Genomic DNA, 12,890 nt, shown 5'->3' with positions numbered 1-12,890 from the left:
TCGCCGTCAGCCGACCCGGTGACGGGGATTCCTCGCTACTCGGGACCGGCGTCGGAAGCCGAATCCGAGTCGGCGGCGACGCCGAGGTGCTCGGCGAGTCGCTCGCGACCCTTCTCGGCTCGGTTTTCGACCGTCTCGTCGGAGACGTACATCTCGCGCTGGCGCTCCACGTCGGCCTCGCGGAGTTCGCGGAGTCGCTCCTCGGGGAGGTCGCAGTCGTCGGGAACGCGGCTGTCGAACCGCTCGCGCCAGTCGTCGCGGGCGGCCGCCTCGTCGGCGAGTTCCGCCTCGGGGCGCAACCAGTCCCAGTGGCGCGCGAGGTCCTCGGGGTACCCCCGTTCGAGGCGGTGGTCGGTGATGGCCGACCGGCCGACTCGCGCGCCCTGTCCGGCCGACATGATGGCCTGCACGTTGACCTCGCTCACCGGTGCGGCGACGTACAGCCCGTCGATCGGCGTGCGCCCCTCAACGTCGGCGTAGTCGCGGTCGAACGTCGTCCGCGTCTCGCCGTCGTACTCGTAGGTGACGAACATCTCGTCGTCGCCGAGCGGTTCGAGGAAGTCGCCGCCGTAGCGGGCGGCCGCGACGACCCGCCTCGCGGTGACGGTCTCGCCGCTCTGGGTCGTGACCGCGAAGCCGGGGCCGGTGGCGGCCGCGTCGGCGGCATCCCCGCCGGAATCCCCCGCGACGTCCGCGGTCGCGGTCTCGTCGTCCCCGACGAGTTCGACCGCCTCGACGAGGTCTGAAACGAGGTCACAGCCGGCCGCCTCGACGTGGTCGTGGATGAGCCCGTAGAACGTCTCGATGTCGACGCCGCCGGGGAAGCCGAGGTAGTTCTCCAGATAGGCACAGCGCTGGAGCGACGACCGACCGCGGTCGAAGACGACGGTGTCGAGGCCGTACCGGCCGGTGAAGACGCCCGCCGAACAGCCCGTCGGTCCGCCGCCGACGATGGCCACGTCGTAGTCGAACGCCGCGGCGTCCGCCATCTCAGAACTCCCCGGTGACGACGTCCGCGACGCGCTGGCGGTCGAACAGTTCGGCGTCGCCGGTCACCTCGCCGAACTCCTCGGGGTACATCTGCTTCGCGGCGCGCTCGGTCAGAAACAGGTTGTGAATCGGCCCCTGATTGAGGTAGCCGCCGCGGTAGACCCGGCCGTTCTGGACGGCCGTCAGCTCGCCGCCGACGGGGTGGTCCTCCATGTACGCGAGGACGGTGTCGCGGAACTCCGCGGCCGTCTTGCGCTCGTGGCCGCGAACGAGCATCACGTCGGGGTCGACTTCGAGGAGGTTCTCGTAGTCGAGTTCGCCGCGGTTGGTCGTGCTGAGGTTCTCGATGTCGGTCCCGGTGAGCGCGTCGGTGACGCCGAGGTCGTTCCACTGCTTTTTGCTCGTGCCCTTGTCGTTGAGGCGGTACGGCGAGAACGTCTCGGGCTCGGTCGTCCCCTCGTAGGTGAGAAAGACGTTCGGACGCTCGTCCGCCGGCGGCAGTCGCGACTGTATCTCCGCGATGAACTCGTCGTGGAGCGCCGCGAACGCCTCGTAGCGCTCTTCGCGCTGGAACACCTGCGCGACCTTCTCGAACGCCTCGTAGAGGGTGTAGTAGCGGTAGTCGTGCCAGCCGTCGGACCGGCGGAAGATGAGATTGCCGACGAACGGGGCGACGTTCTCCGCGATTTCGTCCACGTCCTCTTGGTCCCAGTCGAACCAGTTGATGAGCATGTTCGGGTCGTAGAGGTGGACGTCGTTGTCGAGTTCGTAGAACTCCTCTTTCGTCCTGACCTCGGGGTACGCCTCGATCTGCTCGCGGTCGACGCTCACGCCGGGAAGCTCGTCGTAGACGTAGGTGTAGTACCGGCCCGCGCCGCCGACGCCGGTCACCCCGTCGCCGACGCCGAGCGCGACGGCCATGTCCGCGTAGCCGCCGTCGTAGGCGGCCCACGACTCGGGAACCGAGTCGAACGTGACCTCGCCCATCGGCTCCATCGTCACCGAGTACGAGGCGTCGGCCTCGGTGGTCTCGGTCTCCGATTCCGTCTCGGTCGCGGCGGTCGTTTCGGTCGCCGTCTCGGCCGCGGCTGTCGTCTCGTCGCTTCCCGACGAGTCCGACGTACAGCCGGCGAGCATCCCGGCCCCGAGCGCCGTGCCGCCGTAGCGAATGTAGTTGCGTCGCGTGAGTCCCTCGTTCCCGGTGGAGTTCTCGTCCATAGGATTTAGGCTACCCTAAACACACAAGAGCGTTCCTATTTTTCGGCGTGCCTAAACTATGGCGAGGTGACGCGTTTCGTCGCGGGAGACGAGCCGAGACGAAACGAAACGAGGCCGCATCGCGGGCGAGAGACCGGTATCGGGCGGCGAGCCGGCGTTATCTCAGTAGTGCCACGGGTAGTCGCGGAAGCGCGGTTCGCGCTTTTCGAGGAAGGCGTCGCGGCCCTCCTGTGCCTCCTCGGTCATGTAGGCGAGTCGGGTCGCCTCGCCGGCGAACACCTGCTGGCCGACCATGCCGTCGTCGGTCATGTTGAAGGCGTACTTCAGCATACGCATGGCCGTCGGCGACTTCTTCGTCATCTCGTCGGCCCACTCCAGCGCCACCTCCTCCAGTTCCTCGTGGGGAATCGCCTCGTTCGCCATGCCCATGTCCACCGCCTCCTCGGCGGAGTAGGTCTTGCCCATGAAGAACACCTCGCGGGCCTTCTTCTGGCCGACCTGCTTTGCGAGGTACGCGGAGCCGAAGCCGCCGTCGAAGGAGGCCACGTCGGGGTCGGTCTGGAGGAACTTCGCGTGCTCCTCGGAGGCGAGCGTCATGTCGCAGACGACGTGCAGGGAGTGGCCGCCGCCGACGGCCCACCCCGGCACGACGGCGACGACGGGTTTCGGCATGAATCGGATGAGCCGCTGGACTTCGAGGATGTGCAGGCGACCGGCCTTCGCCTCGCGGACGAGCGGGTCATCGGAGGCGTCGGCCTCGTCGTCGTCGCGGTACTCGTAGCCCGAGCCGCCGCGGACCGACTGGTCGCCGCCGGAACAGAACGCCCAGCCGCCGTCCTTCTCGGAGGGGCCGTTGCCCGTCAGGAGGACGCACCCGACGTTCGCGCGCTTTCTGGCGTCGTCGAGCGCGGCGTAGAGTTCGTCCACGGTTCCGGGCCGGAAGGCGTTTCGGACCTCGGGGCGGTCGAACGCGATGCGGACCGCCGGCACGTCGACGGCGCGGTGGTAGGTGATATCGTCGAACTCGTCGGACCCCGGGACGGGCTCCCAGCGGTCGGGGTCGAAAATCTCCGAGACCATACCGAGAGGCGGCGCGGGCGGCGCAAAAAGATTCGCTTGCGGCGGCGGTTCGGGGGGCGGCCCGCCGCCCGACCGCTCCCCCGGCCCGGGAATATTTGTCAGTCCGCGAACGACTCCCGCGCATGTCGGCCGCGACCACCCTCCTCGTCAGACTCGTCCACCTCGTCGGAATGGCGCTCGTCTTCGGCGGCGCGGCGTTCGCGTGGGCGACGCTCAGAGCCGCCGGTCCCGGACGCGCGGACGCCGGCGGCTCGACCGCCTCTCTCGGCGAACCAGCCACGCTCGCAGTCACGTACGAGTGGGTCTTCTGGGCGACCATGGGCGCGATGGTCGTCACCGGGGTCGGCAACCTCGGCGCGCTCGGCCCGCCCGGACCGAGCGGTCGCTGGGGAACGATACTGACGGTGAAGCTCCTCGCGGTGACCGCGTTCGTCCTCGGGTCGTTCGTCCGGACGCTCGCCGTGTTCCGGCTCCGACGAGTCGGTTCGGCGGGTGCCGGGCGCTCGCTCCTCGCGAAGAGCTACGGTGCGACCACCGCCGTGCTCCTCGTCCTCGTCGCGCTCGCGGAGGTGCTGGCGCGTGGCTGAGGCCGCCGCCGGCCGCGTCGGGGCGCGGGGGCACTTCGAGGCGTGGGTCGTCTCGTCGTTCAACCTCGTCGTTCTGAGCCTCGTCGGACTCCTCGCGGCGCACGCGAGCGGCGCGCTCGAAGGCGAACTCGCCGGCTTCGGGACGCTCCCCGGCGTCGCCGTCTTCGCCTACCTGTGGCTCCTCACCGCGGCCGCGACCCGGTGGGCGCTGGCTGACGGCGGGCTGGCCGGCCTGCGGAACGGCCTCCGCGGACTCTGGCGACTCGTCCTCCGCGGGTTCGCGGCGGGCGCGCTCATCGGGACGGCGTTCCTCCTCGGGGTGCTCCTCGTCGGCGCAGTTCTGAACGGAGCCCCGCTTCTCTCGTTGGCATTCATCGCGCTCATCGGCGTCGCGGCCGCGAGCGTCGTCGGGGGCGTCATCGGCGGCCTGTCGGTCGTCCTCGACGCCGGCTGTTACTGGGTGGCCGGCCGGCTCGTCGGGCGGTGGACGGAGTCGGTCGCCTCGGGGCGGGCCGCCGACGCGGAGTGAGTGAGCCAGTCAGTCAGTCAGTCAGCCTCGAAGCGGCCCGCGGGGGCTCGTCAGCCACGACGTCAGCCCGACGAGTATCGCGCCCGCGATGCCGACGAGAAAGGCGGTCGCTCCCGCCACGGAGCCGTAGGCGACGATTCCCGTTCCGACGAAGGCGGTGGCAAGCGACCGGCGACGACTCATCGATTCGGGGTAGCCGACGGCGTTGAACCGCGCGAGGCCCCACGCGACCACGGCGACGAGCGGCGCGAGACCGATGCCCGTCAAGGGGCGCTGGACGACGAACCAGAGGACGGGAAATGCGACCACGGCCGCGACGAGCGCGAGCGTCCCGCGGCGGCCGAGCGCCGAGGGATAGCCGCGCTCGGCGAGGTCCGACAGGAGCACCACGCCGAAGACGACGGTCCCGCCGGCGAAGACCCCGGCGAGCGGTTCGTAGGCGATGACGGTCGCGTACGCGAACACGAGGACGCCGAGGAACCCGGCGACGGCGTAGACACTGCCGCGATACTGGCGGAAAGACGTGGAGGACATGTCGCCACGATTCGGAGCGCGGGAGAAAAGTCAGTCGGTCGACTGGTTCGGCCAGTCGGTCAATCGGACAGTCGCTCGACCGCGCGCTCGGCGATGCGCTCGCGCACGCGGTGCGAGGACTCGGCGTCGGTGCGGACCTCGATGACGTCGGTGCCGTCGGTGGCGACCGACTCGGCGTAGGCGTCGCGGAAGTCGTCCGGGTCGACCGACGCGAACGAGAGGTCGTAGAGGTCCTCGGTTGCTTCGAAGTCGAGACCGTGGGGCGTCTTGAACTGGTCCGTGAAGGGCGGCTCGTACTCCTCGATGGGGAGCATGTGGAAGATGCCGCCGCCGTCGTTGTTGACGAGGACGATAGTCGCGTCCACGCCGAGGCGGCCGAGCGCGAGCAGGCCGTTCATGTCGTGGTAGTACGCGAGATCGCCGGTCAAGAGCGTCAGGTGGTCGGTCGCCGCGGAGCCGGCCCCGAGCGCCGAGGAGACGATACCGTCGATGCCGGACGCGCCGCGGTTGCCGAGGACCGTTCGGGACTTCGTCGAGGGGCGCGCGAAGCGGTCGAGGTCGCGGACGGGCATGGAGTTCGAGACGAACAGCGTCGAAGGTTCGGGCGCGAGGTCGGCCACGTCGGCCGCGAGTCGGCCCTCGAAGGCGTCGGTCTCGTCGTCGACGAGGCTCCAGTAGCCGTCTTCCGCGTCGGTCCACAGCGCGTTCCACGCCTCGTCGGGGCGGTTGCGGACGAGTTGCGAGAGCCGCCACGCGAGCACCGACGGCTCGGCCTCAACGAGGTCGGTCGCGCCGAACTCGGCCTCGCGCCAGCGGCCCGTCGGGTCGACGAGGTACTGTCGGGCGTCGGTGCGCGCGAGGTACTTCCGGAGCGCCTTCGAGGTCGGCGACGCGCCGATGCGGACCACGACCTCCGGGTCGGGCCAGTCGGCGGTGACGCGCTCGTCGAGGTAGGCGTCGTAGCCGCCGAGGACGGTCGTCGTCCGGGTGTGGCCGCCGAAGCGAAGCCCCGAAAGCGGGTCGGCGACGACGGGGAAGCCGGTCGCGTGGGCGAACGCGGCGACGGCCTCGGCGTTGAATCCCGGCGGGTCGGCGGCCCCGGCGACGACGAGCCCCCGGTCGACCGCGAGGTCGTCGGCCAGCTTTCGGAGGTGGTCCTCGGAGAGCTCCGGCGCGCCCGCGGTCGTCTTGACGTAGGGTCGGCTCCCGCTCCGGCCGTCGAGCGCCTCGGGGTCGAGGTCGGCGGGCACGTCGCCCTCGACGTACGTCGGTTCGAGCGGCTTTCTGAAGGGGAAGTTGAGGTGGATGGGACCGGCGTCGACGCCGGTCGCCTCGGAGACCGCGCGGGCGGCGGTGGTTCGGAGGCTCCGGAGCTTCCTGTCCGTGGCCTCCGGTTCGGGCATGTCCTTGTACCAGCGGACGGCGTCGCCGTAGAGCTTCTCCTGGTCGACGGTCTGGTTGGCCCCGCTGTCGCGGAGTTCCGGCGGGCGGTCGGCCGTGAGGACGAGCATCGGCACGCGGGCCTGCGACGCCTCGATGACCGCGGGGTGGAAGTTGGCCGCGGCGGTCCCCGAGGTGCAGAGGACGGGCGTCACCTCGCCCGTGCGTCGGGCGCGGCCGAGCGCGAAGTAGGCCGCCGAGCGCTCGTCGAGGTGCGAGAACGTCTCGATGTCGTCGTGGCGGTCGAACGCCTCCGTGAGGGGCGTCGAGCGACTGCCGGGTGCGATGCACACCGCGTCGATGCCGGTGCGTGCCAGTTCGTCGGCGAAGGTCCGTGCCCAGAGGGCGTTTCGGTTCGGTGCTGTCATCTCGTCTAAGTCGTCGTCAAATCGAGTCGAATCGAATCGGTTCGAATTGGAGGCGGTCGTCGGCTCCGGTGCCGGTCGTCGCTCCCGAACTCAGTCGTCGCGTTCGAGTTCGTCGAGGACGGGTCGGTACTTCAGTTGCACCTCGTCCCACTCGGCGTCGGGGTCCGAGTCGGCGACGAGGCCGACGCCCGCGAACAGCGTCGCCAGCGTCTCCTCGACGATTGCCGAGCGAAGCGCGACCGCGAAACTGCCGTCGCCGTCGGCGTCGAACCAGCCGACCGGCGCGGCGTACCAGCCGCGGTCGAACGGCTCGGTGTCCCGAATCACGTCGAGGGCGGCTTCCGGCGGGAGGCCGCCGACCGCGGGCGTCGGGTGGAGCGCGTCCACGAGAGAAAGGACGTGCTCGTCGCGTTCGAGCGTCGCGTCGATGGGCGTCCAGAGGTGCTGGACGGTCGCGAGCTTCCGAATCCCGCGGTCGCCGACGCGAATCTCGGCCGACAGGGGCGCGAGCTGTTCCCGAATCGTCTCCGCGACGAGTTCGTGTTCGTGGTTGTCCTTCTCGCTTCCGAGCAGTTCGTTCGCCAGCCACTCGTCTTCGTCGTCGGTGTCGCCGCGGCCGGTCGTCCCGGCGAGCGCGCCGGTCTCGACCTCGCGGCCGCGGAGCGAGACGAGCCGCTCGGGCGTCGCGCCGAGGAAGCTCGCCCCGCCGTTCGGTTCGACGAGGAAGCGGTGGCAGTCGGGGTACGTCCGACCGAGGCGGGCGAGCAGGTCGGGCGCGGCGGCGGGGCGGTCGAGTTCGACTTCGAGCGCCTGCGCGAGGACGACCTTCTGAAGGTCGCCGGCGCGGATGCGAGAGACCGCGGCGTCGACGCTCTCGTGCCACGCCTCGACCGAGGTCGTCCGGTGGCGGTTCGAGACGCCCGGCGGTCCCTCGGGGGGAGTGTCGTCGAGCGATTCGAGCGTCTCGCGGACCTCGTCGAGTCGGTCGCCGACGGCCTCGGGGTCGGCGTCCGCGCCGACGGCGGTGACCGTGAGCCACGCGTCGTCGCCGTCGAAGACGACCTGCGCTTCGGGGACGACGAAGCGCGCGGCCGGGAAGTCGGCCCACGGGTCGCGGCCGGTCGCCTCCTCGTGGAAGGCGAGGCCGCCGAAGAATCGCGGGCGAGCGGCGTCGGGGGCGTCCACGTCCGCGCCGTCGAACAGCGCCGTGGCCGCCCGGCGGACGCGCGCGAGTCGCTCGGGACCGTCGGCCTCGACGGCCACGGCGACGCCGCCGCCGACGACGGTTGGCTCGTCGGGGGCGGTCCACAGCGCCCGCGGGCGTTGCATCGCCGCGAGCGACGCCGAGACGGGGGGCGCAGACAGTCGAACCGACCTGCTGACGAGGTGGGTCACCACCTCGTCGGTCCGCAACGGTTCCATCGACCGTGGCTCAGGACCGGGGACGCTTGAAACTCTCCCTTCTGTTCCGCACCCCGGTCGGGCGACCCCGGTCGAACGTGCACATCTGTCCACCGAGCGACAACGCCGGTGGCTCGGACGCGAAGCGACCGCCGAAAACGCCTGAAAATCAGCTTAGCTGTAGCGCTCTTCGTTCCACGGGTTCGCCCACCTTTTTCCGTGGTTCGCTACGCTCACCACGCAAAAATCTGTCTTCGCGAGCGATAGCGAGCGAAGGCTCGTGAGACTGCATGCAGTCTCACGGTGGACCAAAAACTTAGGTTAGCTGTAGCGCTCTTCGTTCCACGGGTTCGCCGTGTTCGAGTAGCCCCGTTTCTCCCAGTAGCCGCGTTCGGGCTCGGTGAGGAACTCGACGCCCGAGACCCACTTCGCGCCCTTGTAGGCGTACTTGTGCGGGGTGACGACCCGGAGGGGGCCGCCGTGGTCGGCGGGCAGGTCCTCGCCGTCGTAGCCCCAGACGAACATGACCTCGTCGCGCATGCACTGGTCGAGGGGCAGGTTCGTCGTGTAGCCGTCCATGGCGTGGAACATCACGTGGACCGCGTCGTCGTCGACGCCGACCGCGTCGGCGAGCGCCGGGAACGTGACGCCCTCGAACTCGCAGTCGAACTTGCTCCAGCCGGTGACGCAGTGGAAGTCCTGTACCTGCGTCTCGGAGGGGAGGTCGCGGAACTCGTCGAACGAGAGGTCGAGTTCGGTGTCGACCGCGCCCCACGCCTCGAACGACCACGTCTCGGGGTCCCACGAGGGCGTGCCGCTCTTGGAGAGGACGGGAAAGCGCTGGGTCTCGCGTTGGCCCGGCGGGAGTCGGTCGCCGCCGAACTCCTCGTAGAGGTGGGTCACGTCGTTGGCCATGCTCGAAACTTCGGCCCGACGCACCTATCACTAACGACTCCGGACACCCGCCGGCGACCGGAGAAACGGACCGCACTAACCGAAGGTAAACGACGGTTCGCGTTCGCCCGGACGACCTTCGGAAAACCCGATTATTCCCCCGGTAGAGTTATATACGGCCCTTCCAAAGCGACGGACGTTCAGATGCCCAAAGTAGAGATTACCGTGCCGGAACACCTGGAGATGCAGATCGTCCAACTCGTCGAACAGGGCGAGTTCGTCAACCGCGACGAGGCCATTGAGGACCTGCTGTCGACCGGTATCCGCGCGTACAAGACCAGCGGTCCGATGTCCGACGAGGACCGCGCGTACGAAGACGACGGAATGATGGGCCACGAAGACGAGTACGTCTTCTGAGCCGAGTGACAGAATCCCCCAATAACTCTTAAACCGCCTTCGCTCCTACCCAACGCTCATGCACAAGGACGAACTGCTGGAGCTTCACGAACAGATGGTTATCATCAAGGACCACTTCTCGGCCCGCGAGCACGTCGATTCGAGCCTGTTCGACCCCTACGACGAGCTCGCCGTCGAGCCCTCCCACGTCCACAAATCGAAAAGCGAGCACAAACACGCCGTGTTCGTGCTCGGCAACGCCCTCGCGACCGCGATGAGCGACGACGAGTTCTCCAGCGCGGGCCGCGTCGGCAAGCGCATGGAGGAGTTGGCCGACGACGCCGAAGGCAAAATCTGAGCGGCCGTCGACCGCGACGCTCCCCGCGACCGACCGCCCGACGCGGAGTCGCCTCTCGCGGTCGGGTTCGTGTCGTTCGCTAGCACTTCTCAAGCAGTTCTCCGCGGGTTTCTTTACCACCCGTTCGCACGACACAGGTAGCTAATGCTAGAGATTCCGGGCTGGATACCGTTCCAGCGGCTCGCCGCGCTCCTCGCGCTCCTCGCGGCCGCCGTCGCGCTCGCCGTCGTCGACAGACCGAGTCGGGTCTCGGCGGCGCTCCGGCGGCGCTTCCTGTTCGGCCTCCCGCTCGGAACGCTCGTCAGCGCCGGCGGCGTCCTCCTCGTCTACCTCGTGGTTCAGGACGGCTGGTCGTCGTGGTACCGACCCATCGTCATCCCGTTCCGGGCGTGGTCGTACTTCTATCCGACCGGGATGCTGACCGCCGCGTTCGCCCACTCCAGTCCCGGCCACCTCGTCGGCAACCTCGTCGGCACGCTCACGCTCGCGCCGGTCGCGGAGTACGCGTGGAGCCACTATCCGACGCGCCGCGGGTCCACCTCGTTCGGGTCGGCCCGCGAGAACCCGTACGTCCGGTCGCTCGTCGTCTTCCCCGCGGTCGTCTTCGGTGTGGGGCTCCTGACGGCCGTCTTCGCGCTCGGCCCGGTCGTCGGCTTCTCGGGCGTCGTGTTCGCGTTCGCCGGCTTCGCGCTCGTCTTCCGCCCGCTCGCGACCGTGTTGGCGTTCGTCTCCGGGCGCGTCGTCAGCCTGTTTTACAACGCGATGCTGTCGCCCGAGGTCGTCTCGTCGGCCCGCCCCACTTTCTCGACGCCGTGGTGGTCCCAAATCGCCATTCAGGGCCACGCCATCGGCTTCCTGTTCGGCGTCCTCCTCGGCGTGTGGCTCAGTCACCGCCGCGAGGGGTCGCCCCCGCCCGCGCTCCGCAGTTTCGCCGGCGTCCTCCTGTTTGCCGTCAGCGAGTCGCTGTGGGCGGTGTACTGGTACCGCGGGGGCGATACCTACGTGCTGTTTCGCGCCGTCGGCTTCGCGCTCGTCGTCGCGCTCGCGACCGTCGTCGCGCTGACGGTCGCGGCCTCCGACAAGCCGCTCCGGGCGTACGCGCCCGACACCTCCATATTTTCGGCCCGCCGCTGGCAGGCCGGGGCCGCCGTGCTCCTCGTGGTCGTCGCGGCGCTGTCGGGGCCGGCGATGCTGTACAACACGTTCACCGCGAGCGGCGACGACTTGCCGGGCGAGAGCGTCACAGTCAGGGACTACGAGGTGACCTACGCCGAGGACGTGCCGAACGGGCTGACCGCCGTCTTCGACGTCGAACTGTTCGGCGAGTCGACGACGACCAACACCTCGGGGGTCATCGTCAAAAGCGAGCGGCGCGGCATCTGGACGACCGCCGTCTCGACGAACCGGCTGGCGTTCGACGGCGAATCCGCGGTCAGACTCGGCGGTCTCGGCTGGCGCGACCGGGTGACGGCGGTCCGCGACGGCTACGTCGTCACCGGCGCGGGAACCGCCTACCGGGTGTTCCTCGTCGCCGACGGCGAGGCGCGACTGGCGTACGACACCGGCCCGGTCCGGGCCGAACCCGTCGTCGCCCGGCGGAGCGTCTCGGTCGTGCCGACGGCGACGGGCTACGACGTGCAGGTGTCGTCCGACAGCGGGACCGTCAGGGGACCGATGCCGACCGAGAACACGACGACGACGCTCGACGGGATTCGGTTCGTCCGCGAGAACTCCCTCGTGTTCGCCGAGTCGCGCGGGACGAGAGTCCGCGTCGCGCGAGCAGAGACGTACAATTAGCGTGGGTTAGGCGTCGCGCGGTGACGGTACCGGCGGGACGACCGCCGCGGCTCCCGGTCTGCGCGACGGTGCGCCGCCGGCTCACCACTCGATGCGGAACACTTCGGCGTCGAGCTGTCGGCGGTCCTCGTCGTGGAACTCGAACTGGCGGTCGAGGTCGAACGTCGCCCGGAAGGCGTCGGTGAGGTCGCCGCCGGCGTCGGCGACGAACGACTCGACGAACTCCTTGCTCCCCTCGTTGTGGACCGAGTAGGACACGTCGGCGACCGACGCGACCGATTCGAGGAAAGCGCGGTCGGCGTGTTCGTTGCCCCGTTGCGCGCCGAACGGGGGGTTCATGAGCACCGTGGCCTGCCGGTCGTCCGAGAGACAGAGCGGCAGGCGGGTGGCGTCGGCGCGAATCCAGTCGATGGGGGCGCTCGCGCCGACCCGGCGGGCGTTGTCCGTCGCGGTGGCGAGCGCGTCGTCGTCGAGTTCGACGCCGACGACGCGGGCGGGCGAACGGAGCGCCGCGCCCAGTCCGAGCATGCCGGTACCCGAACCTAAATCGAGGACCGTCGCGCCCTCGATGTCGCCGCGGAGGTCCGCGAGGTGGACGAGGTGCGCGGCGAGGTCCGGCGGCGTCGGGTACTGTTCGAGCGAGACCTTCGGGTTCTCGAAGCCGGCGACCACCGCCAACTGCGCCTCCAGCGCGGCCTTGGTTGCCATCAGCCGTCGATGGAACCTCGAAGCTCAAAAGCGACACCCTCGCGCCGGGCGCGCTCGCCGAGCGCCGCGAGCGCCGACTCGGCGTCGTCGGGGCGACAGCACTCCGCGACGTCGACGGCGACCCGGCCGACGCCGAGGAACGCGGCGGCGCGGACGTACTCGCGGAGGCGGTCGGACTCCGATTGCACCGCGAGGGGGTCGTCCTCGCCGAAGCGGGCTTCGACGGTGAGTTCGGCCGGGAGGTAGCCCTCCTCGGCGAGTCCGGCCTTCAGGTCGCGGAGGTGCGACGGTGCGGTCGACTCCAGCCGCGACGCGTCGAGGACGACGGGAGTCAGGTCGGCGGGGCGGCCGGCGGTGACGGCGGCTTCGACGGACGAGGATTCGAGCGTGCTCATGTTGCGCATACATTTTCTCTAGTTATTTATATATCTTTGTAAATGCACAGTAGTAATTAGGCAGAGGCAGATTCGCCGATGACGCGCGGATATCTCCGCGAACGTGACAACCTAGAGACTAATGTTGACAGGTGTCGTACCACCGTTGGGGGAGCACGCTCCACCCCCATTCCCCTCGACCCCGCGCGAGCGATT

14 protein-coding genes are annotated in these 12,890 nt (G+C 69.4%); 5 read left to right on the top strand and 9 right to left on the bottom strand.

The genetic code is table 11. The features are described 5' to 3' along the window. Positions 1–35: 35 nt before the first annotated feature. The 3 genes from C441_RS03025 to C441_RS03015 all read right to left on the bottom strand — a co-directional run bounded on the left by C441_RS03025 (position 36) and on the right by C441_RS03015 (position 3,288). Positions 36–989 carry an NAD(P)/FAD-dependent oxidoreductase gene (locus tag C441_RS03025; RefSeq protein ID WP_007273728.1) on the bottom strand — a complete coding sequence of 318 codons (954 nt, stop codon included), beginning with the start codon at positions 987–989 and terminating at the stop codon, positions 36–38. 1 nt (position 990) lies between these two features. Further along, entirely contained in the window at positions 991–2,208 is a 1,218-nt protein-coding gene (locus C441_RS03020) for an ABC transporter substrate-binding protein (protein WP_007273727.1), read from the bottom strand. Positions 2,209–2,370: 162 nt separating this feature from the next. Next, positions 2,371–3,288: a 1,4-dihydroxy-2-naphthoyl-CoA synthase gene (locus C441_RS03015; RefSeq protein ID WP_007273726.1), complete on the bottom strand. Its 918-nt coding sequence runs from the start codon at positions 3,286–3,288 to the stop codon at positions 2,371–2,373. 122 nt (positions 3,289–3,410) lie between these two features. Here C441_RS03015 and C441_RS03010 point away from each other — a divergent pair, with 122 nt between their 5' ends. Continuing rightward, the gene (locus C441_RS03010) at positions 3,411–3,875 is read left to right on the top strand and encodes a hypothetical protein (RefSeq protein ID WP_007273725.1); all 465 of its coding nucleotides are present in this window, start codon (positions 3,411–3,413) and stop codon (positions 3,873–3,875) included. Continuing rightward, a complete protein-coding gene (locus C441_RS03005) occupies positions 3,868–4,404 on the top strand; it encodes a hypothetical protein (RefSeq protein WP_007273724.1) in 537 nt (178 codons plus the stop codon). Before C441_RS03010 ends, C441_RS03005 begins: the two co-directional genes overlap by 8 nt. 21 nt (positions 4,405–4,425) lie before the next feature. On the opposite strand, the gene C441_RS03000 is transcribed toward C441_RS03005, so the two are convergent. From C441_RS03000 to C441_RS02985, 4 genes are all read right to left on the bottom strand, one after another. Then, on the bottom strand, positions 4,426–4,938 hold the full coding sequence (locus tag C441_RS03000; RefSeq protein WP_007273723.1) for a hypothetical protein: 513 nt from the start codon (positions 4,936–4,938) through the stop codon (positions 4,426–4,428). A 59-nt stretch (positions 4,939–4,997) separates the two neighbouring features. Further along, on the bottom strand, positions 4,998–6,746 hold the full coding sequence (gene menD / locus C441_RS02995) for a 2-succinyl-5-enolpyruvyl-6-hydroxy-3-cyclohexene-1-carboxylic-acid synthase (protein ID WP_007273722.1): 1,749 nt from the start codon (positions 6,744–6,746) through the stop codon (positions 4,998–5,000). Positions 6,747–6,836: 90 nt separating this feature from the next. After that, the gene (locus C441_RS02990) at positions 6,837–8,168 is read right to left on the bottom strand and encodes an isochorismate synthase (protein ID WP_007273721.1); all 1,332 of its coding nucleotides are present in this window, start codon (positions 8,166–8,168) and stop codon (positions 6,837–6,839) included. A gap of 300 nt (positions 8,169–8,468) precedes the next feature. Next, the gene (locus tag C441_RS02985; protein WP_007273720.1) at positions 8,469–9,062 is read right to left on the bottom strand and encodes a sulfite oxidase-like oxidoreductase; all 594 of its coding nucleotides are present in this window, start codon (positions 9,060–9,062) and stop codon (positions 8,469–8,471) included. A 183-nt stretch (positions 9,063–9,245) separates the two neighbouring features. On the opposite strand from C441_RS02985, the gene C441_RS02980 reads away from it, so the two are divergent. The 3 genes from C441_RS02980 (at position 9,246) to C441_RS02970 (ending at position 11,592) form a co-directional block, all read left to right on the top strand. Continuing rightward, positions 9,246–9,458 (top strand): ribbon-helix-helix domain-containing protein, encoded by a 213-nt coding sequence (locus C441_RS02980; protein WP_004043463.1) that lies wholly within the window; start codon positions 9,246–9,248, stop codon positions 9,456–9,458. Between the two features lie 58 nt (positions 9,459–9,516). Next, entirely contained in the window at positions 9,517–9,795 is a 279-nt protein-coding gene (locus tag C441_RS02975; protein WP_004969989.1) for a UPF0058 family protein, read from the top strand. A gap of 144 nt (positions 9,796–9,939) precedes the next feature. Then, positions 9,940–11,592 carry a rhomboid family intramembrane serine protease gene (locus C441_RS02970; protein ID WP_007273719.1) on the top strand — a complete coding sequence of 551 codons (1,653 nt, stop codon included), beginning with the start codon at positions 9,940–9,942 and terminating at the stop codon, positions 11,590–11,592. Between the two features lie 81 nt (positions 11,593–11,673). On the opposite strand, the gene C441_RS02965 is transcribed toward C441_RS02970, so the two are convergent. Then, positions 11,674–12,300: an METTL5 family protein gene (locus C441_RS02965; protein ID WP_007273718.1), complete on the bottom strand. Its 627-nt coding sequence runs from the start codon at positions 12,298–12,300 to the stop codon at positions 11,674–11,676. Beyond that, positions 12,300–12,695, bottom strand: coding sequence for a hypothetical protein (locus C441_RS02960; protein WP_049920406.1), 396 nt, complete (start codon positions 12,693–12,695; stop codon positions 12,300–12,302). The genes C441_RS02965 and C441_RS02960 overlap by 1 nt, the downstream gene beginning before the upstream one ends. Between the last annotated feature and the right edge of the window lie 195 nt (positions 12,696–12,890).

It is taken from the genome of Haloferax sulfurifontis ATCC BAA-897, from assembly GCF_000337835.1.
GTDB lineage: Archaea > Halobacteriota > Halobacteria > Halobacteriales > Haloferacaceae > Haloferax > Haloferax denitrificans.
Note: the sequence above shows the minus strand (reverse complement) of the source record. Positions and strands in the feature narration are given on the sequence as shown.